The organism is Edwardsiella hoshinae NBRC 105699 = ATCC 33379 (assembly GCF_000474215.1).
GTDB classification, from domain to species: domain Bacteria; phylum Pseudomonadota; class Gammaproteobacteria; order Enterobacterales; family Enterobacteriaceae; genus Edwardsiella; species Edwardsiella hoshinae.
The window spans coordinates 12,139-39,070 of record NZ_BAUC01000022.1 but is presented as its reverse complement, the minus strand read 5'-3'; the positions used below and the strand labels follow the sequence as shown (position 1 = coordinate 39,070).

Annotated in this window: 19 protein-coding genes, 1 tRNA gene and 7 pseudogenes; 11 read left to right on the top strand and 16 right to left on the bottom strand. The window is 52.8% G+C overall.

Features of this window, described 5'->3' with window-relative positions:
* Positions 1-120: 120 nt before the first annotated feature.
* The gene (ampH, locus tag EHO01S_RS10575; protein WP_024523914.1) at positions 121-1,272 is read right to left on the bottom strand and encodes a D-alanyl-D-alanine-carboxypeptidase/endopeptidase AmpH; all 1,152 of its coding nucleotides are present in this window, start codon (positions 1,270-1,272) and stop codon (positions 121-123) included.
* A gap of 335 nt (positions 1,273-1,607) precedes the next feature.
* On the opposite strand from ampH, the gene EHO01S_RS10570 reads away from it, so the two are divergent.
* From EHO01S_RS10570 to EHO01S_RS10555, 4 genes and pseudogenes are all read left to right on the top strand, one after another.
* Positions 1,608-2,528, top strand: coding sequence for a L,D-transpeptidase family protein (locus tag EHO01S_RS10570; protein ID WP_024523913.1), 921 nt, complete (start codon positions 1,608-1,610; stop codon positions 2,526-2,528).
* A 234-nt stretch (positions 2,529-2,762) separates the two neighbouring features.
* Positions 2,763-2,847: transfer RNA gene (locus EHO01S_RS10565), tRNA-Leu, on the top strand.
* A 181-nt stretch (positions 2,848-3,028) separates the two neighbouring features.
* Positions 3,029-3,866: pseudogene (locus EHO01S_RS18875) on the top strand (IS3 family transposase); the annotation flags it as partial.
* 176 nt (positions 3,867-4,042) lie between these two features.
* Positions 4,043-4,615, top strand: a complete 573-nt coding sequence (locus EHO01S_RS10555) for a sce7726 family protein (protein ID WP_024523912.1) — start codon at positions 4,043-4,045, stop codon at positions 4,613-4,615.
* Here EHO01S_RS10555 and EHO01S_RS18360 read toward each other — a convergent pair.
* On the bottom strand, positions 4,605-5,672 hold the full coding sequence (locus tag EHO01S_RS18360; protein ID WP_071991014.1) for a beta family protein: 1,068 nt from the start codon (positions 5,670-5,672) through the stop codon (positions 4,605-4,607). The two genes, EHO01S_RS10555 and EHO01S_RS18360, sit on opposite strands and share 11 nt — an antisense overlap.
* Positions 5,673-5,806: 134 nt before the next feature.
* Here EHO01S_RS18360 and EHO01S_RS18355 point away from each other — a divergent pair.
* Positions 5,807-6,046: pseudogene (locus tag EHO01S_RS18355) on the top strand (IS21 family transposase); the annotation flags it as partial.
* A 29-nt stretch (positions 6,047-6,075) separates the two neighbouring features.
* Here EHO01S_RS18355 and EHO01S_RS18350 read toward each other — a convergent pair.
* The 5 genes and pseudogenes from EHO01S_RS18350 to EHO01S_RS10530 all read right to left on the bottom strand — a co-directional run.
* A pseudogene (locus EHO01S_RS18350) lies at positions 6,076-6,381 on the bottom strand (integrase core domain-containing protein); the annotation flags it as partial.
* 139 nt (positions 6,382-6,520) lie between these two features.
* Entirely contained in the window at positions 6,521-6,799 is a 279-nt protein-coding gene (locus EHO01S_RS17580) for a hypothetical protein (protein WP_035370492.1), read from the bottom strand.
* 29 nt (positions 6,800-6,828) lie between these two features.
* The gene (locus EHO01S_RS10540) at positions 6,829-10,077 is read right to left on the bottom strand and encodes a type I restriction endonuclease subunit R (protein ID WP_024523910.1); all 3,249 of its coding nucleotides are present in this window, start codon (positions 10,075-10,077) and stop codon (positions 6,829-6,831) included.
* Positions 10,074-11,369: a restriction endonuclease subunit S gene (locus EHO01S_RS10535; protein ID WP_024523909.1), complete on the bottom strand. Its 1,296-nt coding sequence runs from the start codon at positions 11,367-11,369 to the stop codon at positions 10,074-10,076. Before EHO01S_RS10535 ends, EHO01S_RS10540 begins: the two co-directional genes overlap by 4 nt.
* Positions 11,369-13,729, bottom strand: a complete 2,361-nt coding sequence (locus tag EHO01S_RS10530; RefSeq protein WP_024523908.1) for a type I restriction-modification system subunit M — start codon at positions 13,727-13,729, stop codon at positions 11,369-11,371. The genes EHO01S_RS10535 and EHO01S_RS10530 overlap by 1 nt, the downstream gene beginning before the upstream one ends.
* A gap of 206 nt (positions 13,730-13,935) precedes the next feature.
* Here EHO01S_RS10530 and EHO01S_RS18870 point away from each other — a divergent pair.
* From EHO01S_RS18870 to EHO01S_RS19305, 3 genes and pseudogenes are all read left to right on the top strand, one after another.
* A pseudogene (locus EHO01S_RS18870) lies at positions 13,936-14,104 on the top strand (IS3 family transposase); the annotation flags it as partial.
* 193 nt (positions 14,105-14,297) lie between these two features.
* Complete coding sequence (gene fic / locus EHO01S_RS10525; RefSeq protein WP_024523907.1) at positions 14,298-15,374, top strand: protein adenylyltransferase Fic; 1,077 nt, start codon at positions 14,298-14,300, stop codon at positions 15,372-15,374.
* A gap of 45 nt (positions 15,375-15,419) precedes the next feature.
* Positions 15,420-15,707, top strand: a pseudogene (locus EHO01S_RS19305) (anaerobic sulfatase maturase); the annotation flags it as partial.
* A gap of 74 nt (positions 15,708-15,781) precedes the next feature.
* Here the strand turns inward: EHO01S_RS19305 and EHO01S_RS10520 are convergent.
* Positions 15,782-17,656, bottom strand: coding sequence for a PhoX family protein (locus EHO01S_RS10520; RefSeq protein ID WP_024523906.1), 1,875 nt, complete (start codon positions 17,654-17,656; stop codon positions 15,782-15,784).
* Between the two features lie 417 nt (positions 17,657-18,073).
* Here EHO01S_RS10520 and EHO01S_RS17575 point away from each other — a divergent pair, with 417 nt between their 5' ends.
* Positions 18,074-18,607, top strand: coding sequence for a hypothetical protein (locus tag EHO01S_RS17575; RefSeq protein WP_232238249.1), 534 nt, complete (start codon positions 18,074-18,076; stop codon positions 18,605-18,607).
* A gap of 489 nt (positions 18,608-19,096) precedes the next feature.
* On the opposite strand, the gene EHO01S_RS10510 is transcribed toward EHO01S_RS17575, so the two are convergent.
* The 7 genes and pseudogenes from EHO01S_RS10510 to EHO01S_RS10485 form a co-directional block, all read right to left on the bottom strand.
* Positions 19,097-20,014: a nucleotidyl transferase AbiEii/AbiGii toxin family protein gene (locus EHO01S_RS10510; protein WP_024523905.1), complete on the bottom strand. Its 918-nt coding sequence runs from the start codon at positions 20,012-20,014 to the stop codon at positions 19,097-19,099.
* Positions 20,007-20,780, bottom strand: coding sequence for a type IV toxin-antitoxin system AbiEi family antitoxin (locus EHO01S_RS10505; RefSeq protein WP_024523904.1), 774 nt, complete (start codon positions 20,778-20,780; stop codon positions 20,007-20,009). Before EHO01S_RS10505 ends, EHO01S_RS10510 begins: the two co-directional genes overlap by 8 nt.
* Positions 20,781-21,017: 237 nt before the next feature.
* Positions 21,018-21,158, bottom strand: a pseudogene (locus tag EHO01S_RS19300) (integrating conjugative element membrane protein); the annotation flags it as partial.
* Complete coding sequence (locus tag EHO01S_RS10500; RefSeq protein WP_035370491.1) at positions 21,158-21,424, bottom strand: hypothetical protein; 267 nt, start codon at positions 21,422-21,424, stop codon at positions 21,158-21,160. The gene EHO01S_RS10500 and the pseudogene EHO01S_RS19300, both read right to left, overlap by 1 nt.
* 284 nt (positions 21,425-21,708) lie before the next feature.
* Positions 21,709-22,965 carry a PTS ascorbate transporter subunit IIC gene (gene ulaA, locus EHO01S_RS10495; RefSeq protein WP_024523902.1) on the bottom strand — a complete coding sequence of 419 codons (1,257 nt, stop codon included), beginning with the start codon at positions 22,963-22,965 and terminating at the stop codon, positions 21,709-21,711.
* A gap of 10 nt (positions 22,966-22,975) precedes the next feature.
* Positions 22,976-23,263, bottom strand: coding sequence for a PTS sugar transporter subunit IIB (locus tag EHO01S_RS10490; protein ID WP_005289977.1), 288 nt, complete (start codon positions 23,261-23,263; stop codon positions 22,976-22,978).
* A gap of 26 nt (positions 23,264-23,289) precedes the next feature.
* A complete protein-coding gene (locus EHO01S_RS10485) occupies positions 23,290-23,733 on the bottom strand; it encodes a PTS sugar transporter subunit IIA (RefSeq protein WP_024523901.1) in 444 nt (147 codons plus the stop codon).
* A gap of 231 nt (positions 23,734-23,964) precedes the next feature.
* On the opposite strand from EHO01S_RS10485, the gene EHO01S_RS10480 reads away from it, so the two are divergent.
* On the top strand, positions 23,965-24,999 hold the full coding sequence (locus EHO01S_RS10480; protein WP_024523900.1) for a LacI family DNA-binding transcriptional regulator: 1,035 nt from the start codon (positions 23,965-23,967) through the stop codon (positions 24,997-24,999).
* A gap of 29 nt (positions 25,000-25,028) precedes the next feature.
* Here EHO01S_RS10480 and EHO01S_RS10475 read toward each other — a convergent pair.
* A pseudogene (locus EHO01S_RS10475) lies at positions 25,029-25,298 on the bottom strand (IclR family transcriptional regulator C-terminal domain-containing protein); the annotation flags it as partial.
* A 135-nt stretch (positions 25,299-25,433) separates the two neighbouring features.
* Between EHO01S_RS10475 and EHO01S_RS10470 the strand changes: the two are divergent.
* Positions 25,434-26,738 (top strand): MFS transporter, encoded by a 1,305-nt coding sequence (locus EHO01S_RS10470; protein WP_024523898.1) that lies wholly within the window; start codon positions 25,434-25,436, stop codon positions 26,736-26,738.
* Positions 26,739-26,932: the final 194 nt, after the last annotated feature.

The following is a 26,932-nucleotide window of genomic DNA, read 5'->3' as shown; positions in this document are numbered from 1 at the left end:
TATCTGATGAGTAAAACCTCCGGGCGAGGCATGAGTGCGTAAGGGGGCGGCATCCAAAGCGGCCCGCCGGTGTGATGTCAGTGATGACTCACTTTGCCCGCCTCACCCTTGGCCTCGGCCTTAACGCTTTTGCGCCGCCAAGGCGCTGACCAGATCGTTCACCCCATCGCTCATATTCTTGAAGCGCGTCAGGTCGCTACGGGTGACCACCACGAATACCCCGATGTTCTTCTCCGGGATCAGCGCCATATAGGTGATGAAGCCCCCGGCGCCGCCGGTCTTCTGAATGATCCCCGGATGGCCATCCTGCGGCGCCATATATACCCAGCCCAGTCCCAAGGCGGCGGCCTTACCCGGCACATCCATCCCCTTCACCTGATTCAGCTTGGCGCGTGGGTAGTACATCTTCAACAGACGCGCGGCGTAAGGACTGCGCGGCTGCTGGCCGCCGGCCAGAAACTGCTGCATCCAGCGGCGCATGTCGTCCGGGGTGGAGTAGACCCCGCCGCTGCCGATGGCCGCCAGCGAGGAGAGACACGGACTGGCGCTGCGCGCCGGGATCATCAGGCGCGCACACTGCGCCGCCGTCGGGGTGTAGGTGGTATTACTCATGCCCAGCGGACGGGTGATCAGGCGCTGAAACAGCGCCGGATAACTCTGGCGGGTGGCGTGAGCCAGGGCATCGGCCAGCAGATCGTAACCGAGGTTCGAGTAGGCGGCGGCACTACCCGGCGCGACACTCAGCCGGGCGCGTTGCAGCCATTGCCAACGCTGGCTGTAGGTCGGCCAGGTGAACACCGCCCGATTGGCGGCGCCGCCCGGCTGCTCACGCGGCAGGCCGCTGGTGTGCGAGGCCAGATGCATCAGGCGGATCGGCCGTCCCGAGGCGTTAGTGGGCACTCGCTTTCCTGGTGGTGCATAGCGCGACAAGGGATCGGTCAGCTTGACCTTGCCTTCGGCGTCCAGTTTGACCAGGACCTCGCTGGTCATCAGCTTGGTCAGCGAGGCGATGCGGATCAGCGAGTCGGGACGAGGCCGCTGATTGTTGCCGGGACGGGTCTCGCCGTAGCTACGGAACAGCTGCGCTTTCCCGTCGATGGCGACCAGCGCCATGCCGGTGGCACCACTGTTATAGAAGATATGCTCGGCATAACGATCGACGGTGGCGCGGATCTGGGCATCCGGCGTGGCGGCATGGGCGGATACCCCGCTCAGCACACAGCCGATGGCCAGCGCGGCCAGGGAAAAAAAAGGGCGAAAATGAGTATCCATGTCATTCAGAACGCAAGGGAACAAGGGGGGTAAGTATAGTAATGCTTGCCAGCACTGCACAGCAGCGCTTTTGCCGGGAAATTTTGTAAAAAAGCACCGCAGAGTGCTGCGGAGGGTAAAAATGAATGTGACGCGGCGCACATGCGAGGGTAACCTTGCTACGCTTTACATTAGGGACGCGCACGGGCGTGATGGTGGGAAATTTGATACTGTAGTGCAGTTATTTTTTCCTCTTTGTCTTCCGTGAACATATAATGCGCAGCGGTCTGTGATGACTGAAACCGAAACCGAACAACCGCCTGCGCGGCGTTAAGCACCCAACAGGAAAGAGAAACATGAAAATGAGTATCCGTGCGCTTTTCACGGTACTTCTGGCCGCGGCTGCCTGCATGCAGTCTGCGTTTGCCGTGGTATACCCCCTGCCGGCGAACAATAGCCGAGTGGTTGGTGAGAATCTGCACATCCAAGTCCCGGAAGATAGTAAGTACCCACTTGAGCATTTCGCTGCGAAATACCAGATGGGGCTGAGCAACATGCTGGAGGCTAACCCCGGCGTCGACCCCTATCTGCCGCGCGCAGGCCGTAGCCTGACGATTCCGCAGCAGCTGATCCTGCCGAACACGCCCCACGAGGGGATCGTGATCAACAGCGCCGAGATGCGCCTGTATTACTACCCGAAAGGCAGTAAGACGGTGGTGGTGTTGCCGATCGGCATCGGCCAGCTGGGCCGCGACACCCCGATGAACTGGGTGACCTCGGTACAGCGTAAGAAGGCGGGCCCGACCTGGACCCCGACCAAGAAGATGCATGAAGAGTACGCCGCCAACGGCCAGTACCTGCCTGCGGTCTTCCCGGCCGGCCCGGATAACCCAATGGGGCTGTACGCCCTGTATGTTGGCCGCCTGTATGCGGTACACGGCACCAACGCCAACTTCGGCATCGGTCTGCGTGTCAGCCACGGTTGTGTGCGCCTGCGCGACCCGGACATCAAGTGGCTGTTCGAGAACGTCCCGGTCGGTACCCGGGTGCAGTTCATCAACGAGCCGGTGAAGGCCACCGTCGAGCCGGACGGCTCGCGCTATATCGAGGTGCATAACCCGCTCTCTACCACCGAAGCCGAGTGGCAGTCACGCGCGCCGGTGCCGATCAAACTCAACGCCGCGGTGAGCAAGGTGATCGCCGATCCGAGCGTCAACACCCATGCGGTGGACGAGGCGCTGAAGGCCCGCTCCGGCATGCCGGTGAAGATCAACTAAGCCGACGCGTTAACGGTGATACCAGGCGGGCCGGATGGCCCGCTTTTTTTTCGCCCGAATGGAGCGCGCCAAGTGGGCGGAGCGGGGCGCCGCGCCTCTTGGGCTAACCCTCTGAAAAACTTACCTGCCTGCGAGCGCCGTTTTTTTCAGCACTTGAAAAGATCGCGAGTGGATAACTGTTGCAAGGCGACGCCCACTAGGTATAATGCACCTGTTTTCCGCATCCCCTTCTGTGCCGAAGTGGCGAAATCGGTAGACGCAGTTGATTCAAAATCAACCGTAGAAATACGTGCCGGTTCGAGTCCGGCCTTCGGCACCAAGTGATGCGATTAAGCCACCGAAAGGTGGTTTTTTTGTATCTGAAATCTGTGCTATGCACGTCACTGTCTCTCTCGCTTTTTCAGCCAACCGAAGTCGACCTGCTTCAAGCAATATCAACTTACTGATGCGGGTACAATTGCGGGGGATATCGCGGTTTGATCATGTTTATACTCATAAATATCGCCCCATCGACGTATTACCGGCACCAGAATTACTGTTAGTATCCTGAAAAACGCTGTCCGCGTGACCGTCGTGATGATCACCTGAAGCTGGAAATACAGCGCGTGTACGACGGAAACTACCGTGTCTATGGCATACGTAAAGTCTGGAGTCAATTGCAGCGCAAATGCTTCACTGTAGCCAGATGCACGGTGGCGCGGTTAATGAAGGTAATGGGCCTCGCGGGTGTGCTACGAGGTAAAAGGATGCGTACCACTGTCAGTCGTAAGGTAGAGGCCGCACATGACCGGGTAAACCGCTAATCCGTGGCAGAGCGGCCGGATCAGCGGTGGGTGGCTGATTTCACCTTTATTAGCACCTGGCAGGGGGTCCCTATGTGGCGTTCATCATCGACGTGTTCGCATGTGTTATCGTGGGCTGGCGGGTGTCATCATTGACGGAAACCACATTCGTACCGAATGCGCGGGAGCTGGCTCTGTGGGTCCGGCGGCCGTTAGGAACCATTCATCATAGCGTCAAAGGCTCGCAGTATGTGTCGCTGGCGTACCACAGCGGCTACAGGAGGAGGAGCTTCTGGTTTCAACGGGTAGTACGGCTGACGCTTATGATAATGCCATGGCCGAAAGTATCAACGGTCTGTACAAAGCGGAGGTGATACACCGACAGAGTTGGAAAAACTGGCAGGAAGTGGAGCTGGCCACACTGGCGTGGGTGGACTGGTACAGTAATCGTCGGTTGCTTGAGCTGCTGGGTCACATCCTGCCCACTGAAGCAGAAAACGTGTATTACGCTTCCATCGGGAACGATAGCTATGGCAGCCTGAGTTCCCAGACTTAACGCTCTCCCATAAAACCGGTACGGTTCAGATGGTTGTCATGGCAAGGAGTGATTGATACTCCGATATATGCCTTCACTTACTTGATATGTTTTTTTGTGATTGAAGTAGCCAAATTCCCTGAATGCAGTAAAATGCTGTGCGTTATAATTTAACGACGAAGGGGGAGGGAGAAGTCATGAAAGATCAAGATGTTAGAACTGCTGTGCATCATAAGCTTTTGAAAGAATCGCATTTAGATCCTGATTGTCTTGTAATCGATGAATTTTCCATCTCCCTTGGTGCCAGTAGAGCAGACATAGCTGTAGTTAACGGAGTTCTTCACGGCTACGAACTAAAAAGTGAGCATGATTCCCTGGAAAGGTTGCCGTTACAAATCAAGCATTATTCTGCCGTTATGGATAAGGTTACGCTCGTTGTCGCAGATAAGCATCTCGACGGAGCGCTTCAACTAATTCCTAACTGGTGGGGGGTTAAGACCGTATCGGTAGGGCCAAAAGGGGCAATTCGTATCAAACACATGCGTGGTGAAAAGCTCAATAGAAATTATGACTCTTTGATGCTTGCTCAGTTGCTATGGAAAAACGAATGCATTGATATTCTAGAACGTTGGGGCTGCTCTAAAGGTTACAAAAGCAAACCCCGATTTGAATTATGGAATGTCGTTGCCAATCATATCCCGGTTAAAGATCTACGACTTGAAGTCAGAACTGCATTAAAAAAACGGATCGATTGGAAACTTAGGGCCTAGCCGGTAGAGTTTGTGATAACAGAGTTAACTGTCTAACTACTAGAGTGAGATGGTGTGTATGGGCTACCTTGCGCCATTCTTTAGAGCCACCTGATTTATTAGTGCCGTTAGCCCTATTATAAATGTACTGATCCCCCCAACTAAAGTTTGGACCATATGCCTGATATAGAGCTGAATTGGCGAGAGTAGTACATAGAGTTTTCGTTTGCCCCCATCCATTCCCCTTAACGGCAGTGCCCTTTACAAAAATCCATGAATTGTCATTCGAATATCTCACCGCAACATACTGAGACATGAATCGTGGGTCCACGCTCGTAATGGTGGCACTTGCAGTTGGATAATCACTGAAACATGGTGTCCTGCCATTGCCTAAATTCTGTACTACATATAACCAAAGAGCATACTCATGTCGTGGAATAGGATGAATTACATGCTGTGGAATTCCCGTTTGCGAGCTTGGATAAGAGGTTGAAGATAAAATCACCGTTCTCCAGGGGTCTTGTCCTGAAAGCGAGTTGATCGTGGCTAATGCCTGTTGTTTTAAGTTATCGTTGGCGTTTTGGATATCGCCATAATCAATGATGATATCAATCAAACTTGGTTGAAGATTTAACAGATTCAACAGTTGTGGAAACGCGTGCCACGTCGTTGGACTAAGTGAAATGGCTACGCCATTAGATACGTTTCTCTGAACAGCATGTATGTAGTTTGCCGAGGATGTTGGGGAAACGACAGGGACAATCTCCTTTCCATGAGATCTGGCATCATTAATGCACATATCTAAGGGATGAGAACGACTCGAACCATGTTTATCTAAATACTTTAAATCTAACAATACTGGACGATTCGGTGTCCAGGACGTTGCAAGATTAGTACCGAAGTCAGATAAATAGCCGCTCAACGATTTTTTATAACAGTCATTTTCGTAGTCCCAGTCAATATCAAGAATGGTAATGATGGGAGTAATTCCTGAGATTGTTGTCTGATTTAGCTGCATCAGAGACTCATACTCAGCAGGTTTCCATCGTATCTGTGGATAGTAATGGTGATAACTCATTAAAATTCCTTAATTTTCATATCAAATTATGAGACACGTGCAAGGATTTTATACCTCTGAATTTAAAAGAAATAATTGAGCTAAATCTAAAAATCCCACATTAAAGAAATGAAGTGTCATTTCAGTTTTGCATGGTAATGTACCGCAGGTTCGATAGCGTCACCCATGTAAACCAGCAACTGGAGCAGTGGATGGCTGAATTTGCTGATAAACGGGAGCTTCGTCAGTTCAGACAAACACCAGAGCAGCGCCTCGCGCTGGAACAGGAGCATCTGCAGCCGTTGCCAGATACGGACTTCGATACCAACTACTTCGACATCCGCCACGTGCCCTGGGACAGCTATATCGAAGTTGGCGGCAATCGTTGCAGCGTTTGACCTGCCCCCAGGATTAGATACAACCTTCAGTTAGTAATGTCGGTTGGTTTTTCTTCATATTTCCTGTTTTGCCAGTCCGTTGCGAATTCAGCTGGTGTCTGGTAATCCAGCGATGAATGGGGACGGCACTCGTTATAATCCTGCCGCCAGTCATTAATCGTTTTCCGGGCATGAAGAATATCGCTGAACCAGTGTTCATTCAGATACTCATCGCGAAAGCGTCCGTTAAAACTCTCAATAAATCCGTTCTGCGTTGGCTTACCTGGCTGGATAAGCCGTAGTTCCACACCATGCTCAAAGGCCCATTGATCGAACTCGCGGCAGGTAAATTTGTAAGTATCCCTGCAAAACGTACCATTCACTTTTAGAGATCTTCCGACGTACTGATTATGTCCTCTGAGGAGATCACCATGCGTAAAGCCCGATTCACAGTCCACACAACCATTGAACGTGCTATTAGGCTCATAGAGATTAGCCAATAAAATGCGCTAACGTGGAGTTAACGCTCTTTACCTTTTCCCAAAGGCAGTGGATGCCTGCAATACGATCAATTTCCGCCTTTAAGGTAAGGGTTTCTGGTGCAAGAACCAATGGGCTCTTGTTAACTACGCGATCCTTATCGCGTTTGACATACAGATACTGTCCATTCCCGAGCGGATGTTCGGAGGCATAGCTTGGCTCGAATTTCCCAGCCTCAAGCCGGTAACCCAATTCATTTAACGCTTGGTATATCTCGAGAGAATTCAGCATGTCCTACACCACTCCTTGATGAAAAAGCGTTAAGCGCCTTTCAACATATCAAACACCACCCGGGCAAAGCCTTTCGCCAGTTCAGGATTAGAGAGGTACTGCATCATCATCTCCTGCTGGGCCTCATTGCTGTCCATCACGGCATCATCAATGGCTTGCGGGAAATCGCCTAACATCGCCTGTTCGCGTGTGTTGTTAGCGATCTGGGTCATCACCGCCTGGTTTTCTGACAGCTTATCGCGCACCGTAAAAGCATAATTGATCATGTCCTTATCGGTGAGATTATCGGTGACAAAAAGCTCATTCAGACGAGCCAGGATATTCGACAGAAACTCCGCTTTCTTGTCCTTCGGCTTCGCCGTACCGACGTCATTACCCGGCTTGATTTTATATTCCTCTGCATCCTCTTTCAGCTTCAGATGCTGTTCGCGGAGTTTCGACAGGCGATAATGACTCATCTCGATGCTGCTTAAATCAATCTCGTCTTCTTCGATACGCTGTTCATGCAGCAACGGACGCAGATGGCGGGCAAACAGGCTCAGCTTTTCCAGGTTCTTGTCATCGTAATCGACGATTTGCGACATAAACTCGTAAAAGCGGACAAAGCTGCCGAGATCTTTCTTGAAGATATCCAGCTTACTTTTTTCTTTCTCGCACTCTTTGAAGGTGTTTTCCGCGTTGGTGATCAGCACAACATCGCCGGTCTTCTTAGTGCGTTCAAACATCTCTTTGGCCAGCAGATAGGCATCAATCGCCGAGGTGTAGCGGTTTTTCCAGCGCTCCACCGCCGGTTTGCAGATATTACTAATAGCCGCGTTGGATTTGTTTTTGCTGAAGAACGCCGTGCAGAATTGCTCCACTTCGCTCCACAGGAAAATGCCGCTGGTACGCAGCTTTTCATAAAGTTCAAAGACCAACTGCGGATCGCTGACATCCGTCAGTTCTGCGGTCTGGTAGTAGGGCTGGAAAGCGGCCAAAATATCTTCAGGCTCGTTGTAGAAATCGAGTACAAAGGTGCCCGACTGCGCCTTCCCAGGATAGGTACGGTTCAGGCGCGACAGCGTCTGTACACACTCCACGCCGCCCAGCTTCTTATCCACATACATGGCACACAGCTTGGGCTGGTCGAAACCGGTCTGGAATTTGTTGGCCACCAGCATCACCTGGTAGTCATCGGTATCAAACGCTTTACGCATATCCCGGCCTTTTAGGCCCGGGTTCATATTGATCTCGGTGAACTTCTGATGAAGCAGCGCAAGGCTGGTGTGGTCATCTTCGTGGAACTCCACTTCCCCGGAGAATGCCACCATCGCGCTGATCTTGTCGTACTTTTGCTCGGCGATGTATTTATCGAACGCCAGCTTGTAACGCACCGCCGCCTTACGCGAGCTGGTCACCACCATCGCTTTCGCCTGGCCAGCCAGCAAGTGCATCACATGCTTGCGGAAGTGTTCAACGATCACCCTCACTTTCTGCGACACGTTATAATCGTGCAGCGAGACCCACTGGTTCAGTTTGATCTTGGCTTTCTTGCTGTCCACTTCCCGGTCAGGATCGCCCAGCTTTTGCAGTAGCTTATACGCCACCTTGTAGTTGGTGTAGTTCTTCAGTACATCAAGAATAAAGCCCTCTTCGATGGCCTGACGCATGGAATAGACGTGGAACGCTTCCGGTTTGTTGGTTTTCGATGCCGGCTCCAGCGGATTAGGACGACGGCCAAACAGCTCCAGGGTTTTGGCTTTTGGCGTGGCGGTAAAGGCATAATAGTTGAGGTTGCTGCTGCCTCGACGCGCGGCGACGGTAGCATCCAGAATATCCTCTGAGGACATCTCCACATCGTCATCCGTTGCTTCGGTCATCAGCACTTCTTTCAGCTGTCGCGCCGTTGAACCGCTCTGCGAGGAGTGCGCTTCATCGGCAATCACCGCATATTTACGCTGCTTGAGACTGACGCTGTTTTCAATCGCCTTCAGGACAAACGGAAAGGTCTGGATGGTGACGATGATAATCGGCTGCGAGTTTTCCAGCGCGCTGGCCAGCTTCTCCGATTTTGAACCGTCGCCTTCCTTGTTATTGATCCGCCCGACCACGCCATCCTGATGCTCAAACTGATAGATGGTGTCTTGCAGCTGATCGTCCAGCACGGTACGGTCCGTCACCACAATCACCGAGTGGAACTGCTTCTCACCATTCTCATCGTACAGGCGGGAAAGCTGATGGGCCGTCCAGGCGATAGAGTTCGATTTGCCTGACCCCGCACTGTGCTGAATCAGGTATTTATTGCCGGTGCCTTCCCGGGTGGCGGCGGTGATCAGTTTGTTCACCACATCCCACTGGTGATAGCGTGGGAAAATCAGGCTCTCGCTTTTGTACTTCAGGCCAAGGGCATTTTCTTTTTCGACGATTTGCAGATGCACAAAACTGGCGAGAATTTTCAGCAGATTATCCGGCAGCAGCACCTCATTCCACAGGTAGCTGGTCGCATAGTCGTTGGCGTCTTCCGGGATGTCGTTCCCCGCACCGCCGTCATGGGTGCCTTTATTAAACGGCAGGAAGAAGGTTTTATCGCCATCGAGCCTGGTTGCCATAAACACTTCGTACTGGCTGACGGCAAAGTGCACCAGCGCCCCACGTTTAAAGGTCAGCAGCGGCTCAGGCTTATTGGTGCCGGGATCCTTGGGCAAACGCGTTTTCTTATATTGCGTAATGGCGTTTTGCACCGTCTGCTTAAATTCAGACTTCAGTTCCAGGGTCGCTATCGGCAGGCCATTGACGAATAGCACCAGGTCGATACGCCACTTCTTGGCCTTAACGCCGGTTTCTTCAAAGGCGGCGTTCGAGGCATGCGGGCTATAAACCAGCTCCGGCACCAGGCGGCAGATATTCTGCTGGTAGCGCGTCAGGGTTTCCGGATTGAGATTATGTTCCGGCTTAAACTGGCACAGGGAGAAGCGCGCATTGTGGCTCTTGATGCCATGACGCAGCACGCCGAGGGTACCGTAGGTACGCGACAGCATATCGGTGGCATTGATATCCGCTTTTTTCAGCTGCGCCACCAGCGCATCGAGGAAATGGCGCTCGGTATCGCTGGGATAAATTTTGGTAAACTTCTCCCACTCCTGCGGCTGGGTGGTCTGCACAAAGCTCAGCGCATCCTGCGAGTACAGCGCACGTTCGCGATCGTAACCGTCAGTTTTACCACGAACCCAGCCTCGATCGATCATCTGCGCGATCATTTCATCCTGGAAAATCCGCTCTTTGGTGCTGTCCATGCTCATGCGGTGGTCTCCTCTGGCTCCTCAATATCCTTTGTATCAGGGGCAACCCAGTCGCGGACGTCGATTTTTCCGGTGACGGCGGCGGAGATCAGGGCATTACGGCGTTCCTGGAGCAATACAAGTGAACATTCAGCATCATCGATCAGTCTTGAATATTGAGCTTTCATAACCCCAACCATTTCATCAATATTTTTTTGCTCTGAATTTGGAGGGATAACAATTGGAATATTATATACTTGCTCAACCCTTAAATGACTAACCGTGCTTCCAGCGGCCTCACTTTCAATATATCTTTTAAGACAGTCTGAAGTTAGATAGTCGAATAAAAAATTAGTATAGTTACTCTGATGACAAATAAAATTCATCATCCGCTGCCCCATACATAATTTTGTAAAAGCAGGAACGATACAAATTTCACCAGCAGGAGCCTCACGTGTAAATAATATTGAACCAACAGGTGGAACACCTCGCTCAGTCCAAATTTTAAAATCTCGTTCATTAGTATAAAGGGCATCATCAAGTACTAAGCTTTGTTTTTTTACATTCGTAGTACGTACAACCAAATACTCACCATCATCAAAATATTCAGGGGTCCTATTCTTACAGTCAATTATATGAGCCACATGTTTTAATTTCTTAACTTCCCAATGTTCTGGCACTTCCCCCAACCATTCAACACCAGAATCTTTCATCGGCACATCAGGGTTTAGCCCTTTGGTGACGGCATGACTAATCACTGCCTGACGTTTTTCTTTCAGCAGTTCAATCAGTTGCTGTTGCTTTTCGATCAGGTTATCGATTTTTGCGGTTTCGTGATCTAAAAACTCAGTTATTTTCTTCCGTTCTGATTCAGCCTTTGGTACGGAAAATTTATAATTACTCAAGTGCTCCTGGGTCATACTTGGTAGGGCTGTATTTGTAGAATAACGAGAAAACTGTATCGTGAGTGCAAGATAATAAAGATATTTTGCCTCAAAACCTTCATTTAATTCCGTGTAATACATTGTATCAACAGTCCAGAATGGCTCATTTATATATAATGGCTTGTCGATAGTTCCCTTGCGTCCAAGTAATACAGATGGCTTGTCATACATAAATTTAGATGCGAATGTAAATTGCCCACCTGACCCCATAACTGGATAGCCATCATCAGTTTGAACAGATTTATAATCCTGGCCATTTTTTATTGTCGCCAAGTTTTTCAATCTACAAATAGTCCAAGACTTAGGCACTAGCCCTAGCCACTCAACCCCAGAATCCTTATACTCCGGATACGCCTTATAGTTAGCCATCAGGAATGTACCTCCTGTAGCAGCTTCATAATCTCGGTGCTGACTGCATCCAGATCGGCATCGATCTCGGATAGTGGGCGCGGCGGCTGGTAGACATAGAAATGGCGGTTAAACGGAATCTCATAACCGACAATCCCCACCTCACCATCTTTGGCATCGCGCTTATCGGCGTTGATCCAGGCGTCATTCACGTGCGGCAGCACTTCCGCTTGGACGTAGTTCTCAATCAGATTACTGGTAGACTGCGCCGGATTCAGCGGCACGTTTTCGTTATCACGCAACTCGCCGTCCTGTTCAAATTCCACCACCTTGCCCTTGTATTCAAACGCCCCGTACAGCGGCTGAGCGGCTTCTTTCAGCACCTTCTTCACCACCGGCTCGGCATCCGGGTTTTTGCTGGTGATAGCGTCGATAAACTGCTTGTTCTCTTTCGCATCCAGCTTCACTCCCGCCGTCTTGATGGCCTCCTTCAGGATCAGCTTGAACTGGTTGAAGTCATTGCTCACCCGCGTTTTTCCGCCCGCCTGCGTCGCCAGAGCCGTCTGAATCTGCTGTGCTTTTTCCATCAAGGCGCGCTGTGCCAGCCACAGCTTGCGGTCGAGCAGGTCTTTAATCTGCTTCTCTTTCAGCTCGGTAAATTCGGCTTTGATGATGGCACGCGCTTCGGCTTCCAACCCGGAGAAATCACCGTAGGTCTCCGCCTGCCACTGGGCCGCGAACTCGTCATACAGGCGTTCCATCGGCGCATTAAACGGCTTCGGCGCAAAGCGCAGTGTCGCAATCGCCTCATCCGTCACCTGAGCGGATAACCGCAACGGGCGCTCAATGGTCAGGCGGCGATAGCCAAAGTCGGTGCTGTTAAAGATTTTGCTGGCGAAGGTTTTCGGCGCTTCGGTTTTGGCGGTGGCAGGCTGACGACCACGAGTGGATTTTTGCTCGGCGGCTTTTTCCAGCCCCAGTTCCTCTAGGGTGGTGGTCTCCACCACCTTAAAATCCCCGAAGGTCTGGGTGATCAGCTTGATATCGTCTTCGCCCATCAGGTTGCGCTTGGAACCCAGCGATTTACGCATCTTGCCGCACAGGTTGCTGCCATCAATCAGCTGGACTTTGCCTTTACGCTCCGCTGCCTTCTGGTTGGAGAGGATCCAGACGTAGGTAGCAATGCCGGTGTTGTAGAACATGTCTGTTGGCAGCGCGACGATGCCTTCCAGCAAATCGGCTTCCAGAATGTAGCGACGGATTTCGCTCTCACCGCTGCCCGCACCACCGGTAAACAGTGGGGAACCGTTAAGGATAATCCCGATGCGCCCGCCGTTGCTCACGCTGCCATCCACATTGTGGCTGTCGCGCATTTTGCTGATCAGGTGCATCAGGAACAGCAGCGAACCGTCGGAAACACGCGGCAGGCCCGGACCAAAGCGACCGTTAAAGCCCTTCTGCATATGTTCGTCGTTAATCTCGCCCTCAATCTTCTTCCAGTCCACGCCAAACGGCGGGTTAGAGAGCATGTAGTCGAACTGGTCCTGCGGTAACTGGTCGTTAGAGAGGGTGTTACCCAGCTTAATACGGCTGACGTCCTGACCTTTGATCAGCATGTCGGCTTTACAGATAGCGTAGGATTCTGGGTTCAGCTCCTGACCAAAGGCACGCATCACCGCGTTTGGGTTCAGCTCATGCACATACTCCATACCCGAAGAGAGGAAGCCACCGGTCCCCGCCGTCGGATCATAAATGGTGCGGATGATGCCGGGCTGCGTCAGGGCTTCATCATCTTCCATAAACACCAACGAAGTGGTCAGACGCACGATATCGCGTGGGGTGAAGTGCTCACCGGCGGTCTCGTTAGAGCTTTCCGCGAAACGACGGATTAGCTCTTCAAACACCAGGCCCATCTCATAGTTGGAAATCGCTTTCGGGCTGAGATCGGTGGTGGCGAATTTCTTCACCACTTTGAACAGCAAGTTGGCATCTTCCAGCAGGCCGACAAACTCGCTGAATTTGAAATGTTCGAAGATCTCTCGCGCATCGGGCGAGAACGCCTGGATGTAATTCTCCAGGTTGGCTTTGATGTCGTTCTGCCCCATCTTGCCCAGATCCATCTTCGAGGTATTGAAGAAGGAAAGCCCGCTGGCGCGCAGCAGGAACTTCTCTTTGGCCTCTTCCGGCAGTGGACTGGTTTTTAACTCATCATATTTCGCCACCACCGCATCTTTGGTTTCCGCCAGCACACACTCAAGACGGCGCAGCAGCGTAAAGGGCAGGATCACGCGCCCATACTGAGACTGTTTGAAGTCACCGCGCAGTAGATCAGCCACCGACCAGATAAACGCAGCCGTTTGAGAAAAGTTAGTGTTAGTCATGAAACCCTCAGAAGAGATCGCCGCCGTGTAGCACATGCCCCGGCAAAAAATTGTTTTGGAAAATTGTGCGTAAAATAATACCCGCTACAGAGGCCATCGCAACCGATATGGGCTGATCCCACCCCAGTAGACGATCTGAACCGTAGCGTGGACTGCCCCCTAACCAATAGATGATCCTGCCCTAGAGTTTGCGCATAGGAGCGCGTATGGACACACCACGATTTATGCCTGAATTTGAGGAAGAAGCCGCCCATCAAATTACCGAGCGCGGCGACTCCGTGACTGAAGTCTCTGCGCATGTCTGCGCACAGCCTCTATAAATGGTTATGGGCCATCAAACTCGATCATAGTGAGCAGCATGCCCGTGATCTGCTTATGGTATCGACACGTTCTGGCTATGTGTCGATAAAATGTACCTTTTAAAACATGTTTCCGGGATAGGTTTACCGCATCGACACGTTCCAGCCATATGTCGATAAAACGTGATTTTTTAAACATGGTGACGTGACATGTCTATGGCATCGACATAGTATGGTTATATGTCGATTAAAACGGTTTTTATAACCATATGAACTGGAATGCAGAAACCCCTTACAACGCGTTGCCGCTACTGCCGCCTGACCTGGAGTGCATTGAAACGCGCAGCGTACTTAAAGCATGCATAAGGGCGCGCGCAGCAATCGCTGAGTTGAAAACGGCCGTTGAGTTGATCCCCGATCAGGGGTTGCTGATCAACATCCTTCCGATGCTGGAAGCGAAGGACTCATCGCGCATAGAGAACATTGTCACTACCAGCGATCAACTCTTTCAGTATGCTGACCGCGCAGATGGCGCAGATCCGGCGACTAAAGAAGCGCTGCGCTATCGTACCGCGCTTTATGATGGCTATAGCCATCTTGAGGACTATCCACTCTGTACCAACACAGCGGTAGCTATCTGCACCAAATTACGCGCAGTTCAAACCGACATCAGGAAAACGCCGGGCACGGTATTACGTGCTCAGAATAACAAAGTGGTATATACGCCGCCGGTTGGTGAAGATGCCATTCGTAATTTACTGGCGAATTGGGAGCGGTTTATACACGGTGATGATGATTTAGATCCATTAGTAAAAATGGCTATTGCGCACTACCAGTTTGAGTGCATTCACCCGTTTCCGGATGGTAACGGAAGAACAGGCCGCATCCTGAATATTCTGTATCTGATCCAGAGTAAATTACTTTCGCTGCCTATCCTGTATCTGTCCCGCTTTATCCTGGAGAGACGCGATGATTACTACACGCTCCTTCGTAGGGTGACAGAAGAGGGTGATTGGGAGTCGTGGCTATTATTTATGCTGGAGGCGGTGGAGAGTACGTCCCGATGGACCACGGATAAGATATCGATTGTGCGGGCATTACTAGCTGAAACCACAGAGTATGTGCGCGAGAAGCTACCGAAAATCTACACCCATGAACTTGTCCAGGCGCTTTTTGCACAACCGTATTGTCGGATCGATAACCTTGTTAAACGTGGTGTAGCCAAGCGCCAGACGGCATCGACATACCTTAAGCAGTTGGTCGAAATTGGTGTGTTGGAGGAAATGAGCGTTGGCCGTGAAAAGCTGTATATCAACACCAGGCTGCTACAGGAGTTGAATCAGTAGCGAATGTTTGGAGTGTCCCACCCGGGTAGACGATCCTGCCCTATAGTTTTTTGGGTCAGCCCAAACGTGGCCTCACAGGCTTCGCTGGATATTTACCATTTTCTGACGCGTGAGGTGGGGCGGAATTTCTCCCGTTTATTCCGGTGGTGGAGTATGACGCTCGGGGGGGATGTCGGGCGGGTATTCGTTCAGCTCTTTGATCGCGCGCTGGCGGTGTGGCTGGGTGAATGCTCGGCGTTGTGCGTGATGCAGCCCACCTGTGGATGTGGGCGGGTGGTTGAGCAGAGCGGTGATGTTTACAGTTGCGATCACTATGTAGAGGCGGCGCACCGGCCTAAGGGGAGCGGGACGGGGTGTCCCGCCCCGCAGGCGCCCGGGAGAATAGGGCGATGCGCGCCGACGGTGGATCAGGCCCCGATTACGCCGCCATCGTCACGGGTGATCATCATAATGGTGGAGCGGGGTATGCTGTCGCCGCCGTCGGGGAAGTGGGACGGCGCGCCGTTTTCGCCGGGGTGTTGTACCCCCACGAACAGGGTTTTGTTGTCGGGGGAAAAGGCTAATCCGGTTATTTCGCAGGCGATGGGGCCGGTCAGGAAGCGTTTGACCTCTCCGCTCATCGGGTCGCCGCACAGCATTTGGTTATTGCCTTGTCCGGCGAAATCCCCTGAATTGGAGTAGTTGCCATCGGTCTGGATCCACAGGCGGCCCGCCTTATCAAAGCCGATGCCGTCGGGGCTGTTGAACATGTTTTCGGCCACGATGTTGCTGCTGCCGGCATAGGGGGTGCCTGGATGCACCGTCGGGTTGCCGGCGAGCAGGTAGAGATCCCAACTGAATCGCTCACTGGTGTGATCGCCGTCGGCGGGCATCCAGCGGACTATCTGACCGTAGTGGTTGTTGGCGCGTGGGTTAGGGCCGCCGACCGGCTGCCCCGCTTTGCCCCGGTTTTTGTTATTGGTCAGCGTGCAGAAGACGTGTTGGTTGTTGGGGTGTATGGCTACCCACTCTGGGCGATCCAGGGTGGTCGCGCCGACCTGTGTGGCGGCGCGGCGGGCGAAGATCAGGATTTCGCCTTGATCGTTAAAGCCGTTTTCCGGAGTCAGCCCATTCTGGCCGAAAGTGAGTGCAATCCAGCGTCCGCTGCCTTTGAGTTCGTTTTCCGCCATCTCGAATTGGGCGACAGACAGCGTGCCGTGATCCAGTAGGTTACGGTTGGCGGCGTCGTTGCCCGGCTGGTAGCGACCGTGCGAGACAAATCGGTACAGGTGCTCGCCGCGTTCGTCGTCGCCAAGGTAGATAACGACATGGCCGTCTTTATTAAGGGTGAGCGCGGCGTTTTCATGTTTGAAGCGTCCCAGGGCGGTGCGCTTTTGCGGGATAGCGTCCGGATTGTGCGGGTCGATCTCCACCACCCAACCAAAGCGGTTGGGTTCCTGGGGATGTTGGCTGACGTCAAAGCGAGCGTCGTGTTGATGCCACTGATAGACGCTAGGCGTCGCGCTAATGCCGTAACGGCGATGGTCGGCGCTGAGGTTAGCCGGTGTCTCGGCACCGAAGAAATCATTGAAGTTTTCTTCGCAGGTCAGGTAGGTGCCCCAAGGGGTTTGGCCGTTGGCGCAGTTATTACATGTTCCCAAGACATAAAGACCGCTGGGGTCGTCTTGGGTCTTGAGCAACTCATGTCCTGCCGCCGGGCCAGTCATCATCATTTTGGTGTATGCCGTGATCCGGCGGTTGCGTTGCCCTTGGCGGTCAATGCGCCACTGGCCGTTGTGGCGGACGATCTCAACCAGAGTGACGCCGATAGCCGCCTGCGCTTTACGCACATCGTCTGCGCTCAGGGCTTTACCCTGATGGGGGAACAGATATTCGTAGTTGGGGTATTCGTTGTTGATCGCCAGTAGCGCGCGATCATCGCTGATGGGGAAGAAGCTCATTCCGTCGGTGTTGTCGCCGAACTGGCGTTCTTGTGCTGCGGCGTCCTGTGTGCCCGATTGGGAGAACGCCGGCGCGTCGGCAAAAATCGGATCGCCCCATGAGAGCAGCGGCGTGGCTCGGTAACCGGGCGGAACGAGGATGCTATCTGCAACGGAGGCTGCGATCGGTGTAAAATTCACCAGGGAGGTCGGCGTGAGCGCCGCGACGGCCTGGGTAACCGGGTTGAGGGCTAAAAAGGCGCTGGCGCTGGCGGCGGCGCTGCTCGCCAGAAAGCGGCGGCGTGAGAGCCGGACGGTGATCATTTGGCTGAGCTGCGAGTCTTGCTGGTCATCGTTATACATTGACGTGCCCCTTTGGTCGTTTCCATCGCTTTCCTGCGAGGTTGTTAGCTAAGGAAAAAGCGGTGCAAGGATAGCCAGCCAAGATGACGCTGAAATGAATGTTATGTTTCCGGTTTGTTTCTTACCTGTTGCTTTTAGGACGGCGATATCTGTATGGCGGAGAGGGGAGGACGGGTATACGCCCCGTCACGCGGGGTGACGGGGCGTCTGTGGGGCAGGGGACGCTATCAGCGCACGATGATCCCCAGCAGGATGCCGATGTCGGCATCATAAGCAGCTTTTCTTCAGTTCTGCTTTATTGAGTACCCTGCAACGATATGCAAGAATGATTCAGCCAGAAATTGACAATTCGATGACTCAGCTTATATGGTACTGTTTTATTTTTCGATACGATTTCATTTTTTTGGTAAATAGATTATGGATAAAATATTCGATATCGTAAATGGATTGCTCATCGCAGCAGTTTCAAGTGGGAAATTGCAGGAAACGCAAATTCTACTATTTATTCTTATTGTTGCTCCACTGGCTCTTGTTGTGTGGAAAATACGAGGAGTTGTCGCGTTTATTAATGAAGTCAGAAACTCTAAATTAAATGAATTGCAACACATGTTGGATGGTCATGAACTTCCTGATGAAGTTAATGCTTGCATAAAGAATGAGATTAAGAGAATTATAGGATATCGCATGACGGGTATCGCTGATGTCGCTAAGCAACAAATTATATGGCAATTGTTGGAGAGAAATAGTCATTTGGTTTCGGCTGATTTTTTCAAGAAATTTAGATCGTTTTTGTTAATAAAAGACAAAGTGTTGGTATTTAAGAAGGGGGGGCTTACTGGTTTGAAAACGGCATGTATGGTTGGCTCTCGTGCCAATTTCTGCTGTCCGCTGTTTTATTCATGGTATTATCAATTTACAGATATGAACAGATTCCTGCTTGGGGACATTTAGTTCTATATTCAGTTTCTATAATCATGTTCCTACTCTTTATAGCTTTTGCGAATTTGATACCACGATCTAAAGAATGCAGTTTACTAAATGAAATATTACAAACTCAATCAGATAATCAATCTGAATGATTAAGCGTTGATAGGGCTATCAAATATATTTTTTGAAAGCCCTATCGGTCACTGATACGGCTAATTCAACCTATATAGCTCCTGGCATCCATATAGACTTCGGCTTAATAACAACCAGCGCTGCCAGCCACACTAGCTCCATTGTCACTAGGCTGGAGCCGATCATTCGGCTAGTGAGGTGTTAAACCACCCCGGCCTCATGGCTTTCGTCAACGCGCCGCAGGTGCTGGTAACCCCGATCACCTGTGAGGCCAATAGCAAGCCTATGTTAAGTTCTGGAAGATCGGGGAGAGATGGCTTTGCTAGTTTATAAAAAATGACATAGTTTCACTATTGGTGTAACTAGATTACATTTAATAAACTAGCTTAGCCATTCTGCCAGGATCTGTTCCAGTTTCTCCAGCGACTGCGCGTGCTTTTCTTCCGACATCCGTCCAATATTGCACAGCTTCCATTGAACGGCAGGCAAATTCTGAATGTGGGGCTCTGGTGCTAAATTCCAGTCAGGCTCCCCGCGTTTAAATGACATCAGGAAGTCGAAATCCTGTTGCGTAAAATGCGCTTTCAACGCGCTGAGCATTCTTTCCGGGACCTCTCTTAGCTCTTCCAGTGATACTTCCTCAAAGGTCATGCCGCTGAATTCATTTTGAAAGGGTTCAGTAATATCCTTCCAGCGTGGGCTAAGCACTTCGGACAAGGGGCGATTATGGCTGAGCAAGTAAGCGATAAATCCATTGAATATCGTGCGATCGATCCCTTGTGTATCAAGGAGCATTTTGACGTCGTAAAAATCTCTGGGGTGCTGGCGATCTAACGCAGCGCATAGCTTGCCGCCGTACAAATCAGGTAGTGAGACCACCGGGATCGCGGCAAAACCAAATTCTTCCTCCACAGCTTCCACGACGTCGCGTTCTTGTGGTGGATATAAGGTTCCCCGGGCAACTGGCGAGACTTCTATTTTAATTTGCGCGTCGTCCGTGGTGGCTATGATGCGCATCTCATCGGGATGATTGGTTTGCAGCACTGCGCTGAGCCCGGCTTGTGTTTCCAGTTCTGTTGCGATGCGGGTGAGCGCTTCCCGCACGTTGGGCAAGGCGACCGCTCTGCTTTCCAGCGGGATGTAGGCCAGATCGATATCAACGGACAATCGGGGAAAATCACGGATGAATAAGTTGATCGCCGTTCCCCCTTTTAGCGCAAAACAGGCCTCGTTAGCGACATAGGGTAATGTGCGCACCAGCAGGGCGACCTGGCGGTAGTAGGGGGAGGTTTTATCCATGATTTATGCTCTGCTGAGTAAAATTTTCGGGCACAGTAATCTGGTATTGCGTGTTCAGTCTGCCATTAACCACGACTTGTCGCTTGCCTGTGCCTAGGTCGATTCTGCTGGTGTCCACGCGTTTGAACCATGCATGTTCATAGAAACTGGCGAAAAACAGATACAGGCGCTTGATTTGTACGGACTGGCTGAGCGTAAGCAGCTTTTCCACTTTACGTGGGTTGAGATTGACCAACCCCTGAAAAAGCTCGGCAGCGTGCTCAAATGAGATTTCCTGAGGGACTGCGCTTAACAGCTCATAGGCAGCCAGTTCTGGTACGCTGGCGGTTATTTTTTTCCCTTTAACCTCAAGCTCGGTTCGGAACTTCTCATCCAGTTGAGGAAGCTTCAGAGCTGATACTATCAGCCACTCAACGCCAGGAAATTCTTTAAACCATTTGGGTAATATCATTTTGTTTTCAACACTAAGCCAGCATTGACTCTGCTTAAGCTGTAGGTAATGGGAACGGCCCTGCCAGGAGAGACTACTCAGTCCGGCCAGATGCACCGGCGCTTCAAGCTGGTTTTGCAGACACCATAGCGCATCGCTCCAGTCCGGTTCCCGTCCTGCGCGCGCATAAACACCAGCCCGCCGTTTTATCAACCAGCCATTTTGCGCGTATTTAAAGGCCAGAGAAGGTGATATGCCGTTCCGGGTCAGCCAGGATTGCAAAACCAGGCTTCCCGGAGCGGTATTTTGCAACAGCCAGTTTATTTTTGACGACATAGATTCACTCAGGGTGTAACTATAATAAAAAAAGTAAACTATTTGGTGAGTGAAAAGTCAATGTACGGTGTCCGTCGCAGCATAAAAATTGCCAGCGAGAGTGGTAGGTCGCATACGGGTAAACCCTGAACGGCTTGTTTTGGTTGGGTTGTAACTGATTGCATCAGTGGTATTTTTTGCAAATTCCGCCTACCAGCTCATGCCGCCGTTGCTATCACCACATACGCGGGTTCAAGAAAAACCGGCCTCACCCGGCCACTCCAGCGCTATCACCAGCATCCATGCGCCGAGGCAACAGCCAATCCGCATGCCGGGAGGTCATGCGATCCAACCGAGCCGCCCGGGACGGCGCATGGGGAGTGGTGCAGGGGTGGGCATCAGTGCAGCGGCAGCGTAACGTAGCGGCAGAGGAAGCGCGCCTCGTGCGCCTCATCCAGCCGTATCTGAAAAATGTCGTGTTCATCCTGTGGCGATGTCGCTTCGCGCCATGCCTGAAAGCCCTGTAAATTCATCCGGGTGATAATTTGATCGGGCGTTTCTCCCTGCGTCAGCGCTTCCACCACCTGTTGCAGGGGGAGAGGCAGCGTTTGTGCAGGCCACGTCACTTCAACGCTGACGAGTTGGCGGTGTGTCCGGGGTATCATCGGTCAGTTTCTCCGTGGTTTCGCTGTCGTTCAGCCATAAAAATAGGGTCATTTTTTGCCGTTACAACGTTCTCCGGACGGTTCCACCATACGGGCGTGCTGCCGTACTGTTTTCCCATATAGTGGGATCGTGGGCGATGTGCGCGCTGTTTTCCGCCATCAGCGGATGCGTTGATGGCCCACGTTGCCACGTCGGCGTGAGTGAGGGGCGCGAGGGCAGGCTGGCACCATAAAAAACGCCCCGTCACGCGGGGTGACGGGGCGTCTGTGGGGCAGGGACGCTATCAGCGCACGATGATCCCCAGCAGGATGCCGATGACGCCGAAGTCGGCGTCACTGAAGGTGGTGTTGGCGATGCCGATCTGGCCGAGTACCGGCAGCAGGAACACCGGCAGGAAGGTGATCAACAGCCCCTGGGCGAAGGCACCCAGGATGGCGCCGCGCCGTCCACCGGTGGCGTTGCCGAACACCCCCGCCGCCGCGCCGACGAAGAAGTGCGGCACCACGCCCGGGATGATCACCGTCATGTGCAGCGCGTACAGCACGAACATGCCGATGACCCCGGCGGCAAAGCTGCTTAAGAAACCGACCAGCACCGCGTTGGGGGCGTAAGGGAACACCACCGGGCAGTCCAGCGCCGGCTTGGCGTTGGGTACCAGCTTGTCGGAGATGCCCTTAAAGGCTGGGACGATCTCGGCGATCACCATCCGCACGCCTTGCAGGATGATGTACACCCCGGCGGCGAAGGTGATGGATTGCATCAGCGAGAACATAAACCAGTTCTTGCCGCCGCTCACCTCACGCACATAGTCACTGCCGGCGAATAGGCAGGTGATGATAAAGATGATGAACATGGTGAAGGAGATCGCCACCGGCGTATCGCGCAGGAACAGCAGGCTCTTCGGTACATTCATGTCTTCGGTTGAATGCTCTTTGTTACCGAACTTGCTGCCGATAAAGCCGGCCAGTACATAGGATACCGTCGAGAAATGGCCGATGGCCACGTCGTCCGAGCCGGTGATCTTCTTCATGTAGGGATGGGCGATGGCCGGGAAGAACACCATGCAGCAACCGACGATCAGCGAACCGACCAGCACCAGCATCGTGCCCTGCATCCCGGCGGTCGCCAGGATCACCGCCACCATCATCGACATAAACAGCGTGTGATGACCAGTGAGGAAGATAAACTTCCACGGCGTCAGGCGGGCGATGACGATGTTGATCAGCATGGCGAAGAACATGATCATCGCCATCTCACGCCCGAAACTCTTCTGGGCGATGGAGACGATGGCCTCGTTGTTCGGCACCACGCCGTTAATACCGAAGGCGTGCTGGAAAATAGCGGAGAAATCGCCCAGCGAACTGACCACCAGACCGGCGCCGGCACCCAGAATGACAAAACCCATGATGGTCTTGATGGTGCCTTTAATGCATTCGGTGACCGGTTTTTTCTGCGCGATTAGGCCGATGAGCGCGATCAGACCGACCAATATCGCCGGCTCGGACAGCACATCCTGCATCAGAAAACGGAAGAATGACATGCTGCCTCCACTAGAGTGCGCCGAGTTTACGTAGGGCGACGCTCAGACGCTCTTTCATCGCCACTTTATCGATCATGTTATCCAGCGCGACGATCTCGCCGCCGACCTGTTGCGCTACCAGCTGCTCGGCGATATCGGCGGTACCGACGAAAATATCGCTGGCGGTACCTTTGGCGGAGCCTAAGTCAACGTGGTTAACCTCGGCGTTGACCTGAAGATCTTTTAGGATGGTCTTGATGCTCATTTCCATCATCAGACTGGTGCCTAAACCGTTACCGCATACTACGGTGATATTCATAATTATTCCCTCGGTGTAATCAGTGATTAATAACGCGCGATGACTTGCAGAATCTCATCGACGCTTTCTGCCTGTTGCAGCCTATCGATATCGTCTTGGTTATCGAACAGTTCGGCGAGTTTGGCGATGATGCCGATGTGGCTATTACTGTCGGTGGCGGCCAATACGATCAGTAATTTAATCGGATCGTTACCGGCAGAGCCGAATTCGACGCCGTGTTTAATCACGGTCAGGCCTAATGCCAATTGATTAACGCCATCTTCCGGACGGGCATGCGGCATCGCCATGCCGGGGCCCAGCACATAATAGGGGCCGATCTTGTTATGCGACTGAATAATGGCCTCGACATAGCCAGGGGTAATCGCATTATTTTCTATCAGTGGGGCACAGGCGGTTTGAATCGCCTCACGCCAGTCCGTTACCTGCTCGATAACCTGAATGACGTTGGGGGTAAGCAGCGTCGTCAACATTCAATCGGCTCCTGGTCATGTCGGCTGTTTTTTTAAATGATTCTCTTGTGAAAGGCATAGTAGAGAGCAATGGTAGCGCTATCTAGTTCGCCGATGTGATTTCGTGATAGCGCTATCATTTTGGCGTGCAATTAGATCGCCGATTGGCAAAGCGCAGCGCTGCGCTGATCATTGGCGGCAAGCTGTGCTACCGTAAGGCGGTCAGTGATCAATGTGAATACCCCCTACTTCATGGAAAAAATACGCAAGAGAAAAGGCACCGGGCGCGTCACTCTGCAAGAGGTTGCACAACGGGCCGGTGTCGGATCGATGACGGTGTCGCGCGCGCTACGCACCCCCGATCTCGTCTCCGCCAAGCTGCGCGCCAAGATCGAGCAGGCGATCGCCGAATTAGGCTATATCCCGAACTCGGCGGCGGGGATACTGGCATCGGGACAGAGCCGTACGGTGGCGGTGGTTGTCCCTTCGCTGCGTGATTACGCCAGCTCGGTGTTCCTGCAATCGTTGCAGGCGGCGTTGAACGACAACGGCTATCAGGTGGTCATCGGCTGTCACGATTACCAGGCGAAGAAGGAGGCCGAGGTGCTCTCTACGCTGTTGCAGAGTAGCCCGGCGGCCCTGGTGGTGTTCGGCGCGCTGAATGCGGAGCAGGCCGTCGAGCTGCTCGCCAATAGCGCGTTGCCGGTGATCTGCGCCGCCGGCGAGGACGCATACCCCTTCGCCCTGAACCTACAGAGCAATATCGGCGACGCGGCTTACTTCCTCACCGAGTACCTGCTACGGCAGGGGCACCAGCGCATCGGCTATATCGGCGCCCAGATGGGACGCAAGATGCAAGGGCAACAGCTGAGCGGCTGGAGCCGGGCGATGCTGCACCATAACTACAGCGCCGAACAGAGCATTACCACGCCCTATGTGGCGACGATGGAGTTTGGCCGCCAGGCCATCAGCGACATGTTGACCCGCCAGCCGGAGCTGGAGGCGGTGGTATGCAGTCACGAGGCCATCGCGCTGGGGGTGCTGTTCGAATGCCAGCGGCGGCTGATCAAGCTGCCCGGCATGTTGGCGCTGGCCTGCGTCGAAGGCTCCGCCAATTGCGACCAGATCCACCCCTCGTTAACCTCGCTGCGTATCGACTACGCCAAGATGGCGCATGAGGCGGCGAAGCGTCTACAGCGTTGGCTAGCGGAGCCGGACGCCGAACGTCCCGGCACGCCGCAGACGGTGAGCTTCCCCTATAAATTCGTCGCCCGGCAAAGCGCCTAGGCACGCTGCGACCTCTGGCCCACGACGGCCTACCCGTTAAATCCCAGCTCGGCGGAGATGGCCTCGGCGGTGGCGCGCAGAGGGGGGAGCAGGGTCTCCAGCCCAATCTGCGCCAGACGGGCGCTGGAGAGAGAGACGGAGACCGAGTAGCTGACGCGCTGGCGGATATCGAACACCGGCACGGCGATGCAGGAAACCCCTAGCTCATTCTCCTCCCGATCCAGCGCGACCCCCTCTGCGCGCACTTGCGCCAACTCGCGCTGCATGGCCGAAAGCCGAGTAATGGTGTTGCAGGTTAGCGCCACACGAAGTCTAACAAAAAAACGGTTATCGAAATAAAATGGTGATAACTGTTACCCGTGACTTTGATTACTGTCACAAATGATATGCCGTACTCAATGGTGAGATAGCCGCCTTATTTTTAAGGAGTCGCTATGACCAGACGGCGTTATTTGATTATATTGCTGATGTTTATAGTCATCGCAATTAATTATATGGACCGGGTGAACTTTTCCGTGTCTATTCCAGATATTCAGCGAGATTTGCATTTTAGCCTGGCCGAGATCGGTGATATTTCTTTTGTCTGGGGGATGGCCTATGCCTTGTTTAATTTCCCTGGGGGATGGTTGGCGGATAAATTAGGACTACGTTGGGGGATCTTTGCCGCCTTTGGCTGGTGGTCACTCTTTACCATCGCTTCGCCCTTCGCCAGTACCCTCACCGGCTGGTTTATTATCCGTGGCTTGATGGGCGTCGGGGAGGCGCCGATCTGGCCCTTTAATGCCAAGGCGGCGAATAGTTGGGCGGCGCCGTCCGAGCGCTCTACGGCTTATACCTTAGCCGGATCGGGGCAATATCTTGGCCCCGCTATCGGCAGTATTTTGGTGGGCTGGATTGTCGTTTCGTTGGGGTGGCGCTGGGCGTTTGTCCTCTTTGGTGGCGCCGGTCTGTTGTTGTTGCCGCTCTGGCTGTGGGTAGTGCGTGATAGTCCGGCGGATGATCCGCGCGTCAATCGGCAGGAGCTGACCTGGATTGGCAATATGGTCGACGCGCGTCAGGAGAAAATTGACTGGCCGGGGATCCGCCGGGTATTTACTTCGCGTACCGGGATCGGCATGCTGCTGATCTACCTAACCTTCGGTTATATTTTATTTACCTTTCTTAACTGGGTTCCCAGTTATATGTATTACACCTTCCACATGGATATTCTGAAAAGCGCCCTGTGGTCGAGCCTCGGCGCCTTTATGGGTTTTATCGGTTTTCTGTTATCCGGCCCATTTAATGATCGGTTGGTGCGACGTTATAACCGGTTGACGGCGCGCCGGATTGGCACGGCATTGCCGATGTTTTTGGCGGTATTGTGCGTCGTGGCGTCGTTGATGACCGCTCAAAGCGGACTGGGGCGGTTGACCGCCATCTTGATCGGCCTGGTGCAGCTGTTTATGAACCTGACTGTCGGTGCCTGGGCGGTGAATATTATCGATATCTCCCCCAATCAGGCGTCGACCGGGATGGTGTATGGCATTTTTAATGGGGTGTTGAACATCATGGGGGCGTTGAACTCGCTGATCCTGACCGCTATCGCCTCGGCCTATGGCTTTCCGCTGGCGTTTGGCAGCGCGGTGATCTTCATGGTGATCTTTCTGTTCAGCATCTTGTTCATTGTCGATCGGCGCAGTTATGAGGCGCTTACCCACTATGCCCTGGCGGCGCGCCGTCAGGGAACGGCGCAGAGCTAACCGGATGTGTAGCCACCGCGCCGTTAGGCGCGAGGGGCGGTACACGACTGAGCCTGTGGTGCAGGAGGGAAACGTTAACTATAACGGCTTATGTTGTTTGTTTCTGGTTGTATCGACAGGCGTTTTCTTGAGTGTGATCGCATTTTTACCGGCGCTGGCCGCGGATGATAGCGAGCTTATGCTGGCCGAGTCAT

Excerpts from the sequence above, each read along its gene's own strand:
- ampH (WP_024523914.1), bottom strand. The coding sequence starts at position 1,272 with ATGGATACTCATTTTCGCCCTTTTTTTTCCCTGGCCGCGCTGGCCATC.
- EHO01S_RS10570 (WP_024523913.1), top strand. The coding sequence starts at position 1,608 with ATGAAAATGAGTATCCGTGCGCTTTTCACGGTACTTCTGGCCGCGGCT.
- EHO01S_RS10555 (WP_024523912.1), top strand. The coding sequence starts at position 4,043 with ATGAAAGATCAAGATGTTAGAACTGCTGTGCATCATAAGCTTTTGAAA.
- EHO01S_RS18360 (WP_071991014.1), bottom strand. The coding sequence starts at position 5,672 with ATGAGTTATCACCATTACTATCCACAGATACGATGGAAACCTGCTGAG.
- EHO01S_RS17580 (WP_035370492.1), bottom strand. The coding sequence starts at position 6,799 with ATGCTGAATTCTCTCGAGATATACCAAGCGTTAAATGAATTGGGTTAC.
- EHO01S_RS10540 (WP_024523910.1), bottom strand. The coding sequence starts at position 10,077 with ATGAGCATGGACAGCACCAAAGAGCGGATTTTCCAGGATGAAATGATC.
- EHO01S_RS10535 (WP_024523909.1), bottom strand. The coding sequence starts at position 11,369 with ATGGCTAACTATAAGGCGTATCCGGAGTATAAGGATTCTGGGGTTGAG.
- EHO01S_RS10530 (WP_024523908.1), bottom strand. The coding sequence starts at position 13,729 with ATGACTAACACTAACTTTTCTCAAACGGCTGCGTTTATCTGGTCGGTG.
- fic (WP_024523907.1), top strand. The coding sequence starts at position 14,298 with ATGAACTGGAATGCAGAAACCCCTTACAACGCGTTGCCGCTACTGCCG.
- EHO01S_RS10520 (WP_024523906.1), bottom strand. The coding sequence starts at position 17,656 with ATGTATAACGATGACCAGCAAGACTCGCAGCTCAGCCAAATGATCACC.
- EHO01S_RS17575 (WP_232238249.1), top strand. The coding sequence starts at position 18,074 with ATGGATAAAATATTCGATATCGTAAATGGATTGCTCATCGCAGCAGTT.
- EHO01S_RS10510 (WP_024523905.1), bottom strand. The coding sequence starts at position 20,014 with ATGGATAAAACCTCCCCCTACTACCGCCAGGTCGCCCTGCTGGTGCGC.
- EHO01S_RS10505 (WP_024523904.1), bottom strand. The coding sequence starts at position 20,780 with ATGTCGTCAAAAATAAACTGGCTGTTGCAAAATACCGCTCCGGGAAGC.
- EHO01S_RS10500 (WP_035370491.1), bottom strand. The coding sequence starts at position 21,424 with ATGATACCCCGGACACACCGCCAACTCGTCAGCGTTGAAGTGACGTGG.
- ulaA (WP_024523902.1), bottom strand. The coding sequence starts at position 22,965 with ATGTCATTCTTCCGTTTTCTGATGCAGGATGTGCTGTCCGAGCCGGCG.
- EHO01S_RS10490 (WP_005289977.1), bottom strand. The coding sequence starts at position 23,263 with ATGAATATCACCGTAGTATGCGGTAACGGTTTAGGCACCAGTCTGATG.
- EHO01S_RS10485 (WP_024523901.1), bottom strand. The coding sequence starts at position 23,733 with ATGTTGACGACGCTGCTTACCCCCAACGTCATTCAGGTTATCGAGCAG.
- EHO01S_RS10480 (WP_024523900.1), top strand. The coding sequence starts at position 23,965 with ATGGAAAAAATACGCAAGAGAAAAGGCACCGGGCGCGTCACTCTGCAA.
- EHO01S_RS10470 (WP_024523898.1), top strand. The coding sequence starts at position 25,434 with ATGACCAGACGGCGTTATTTGATTATATTGCTGATGTTTATAGTCATC.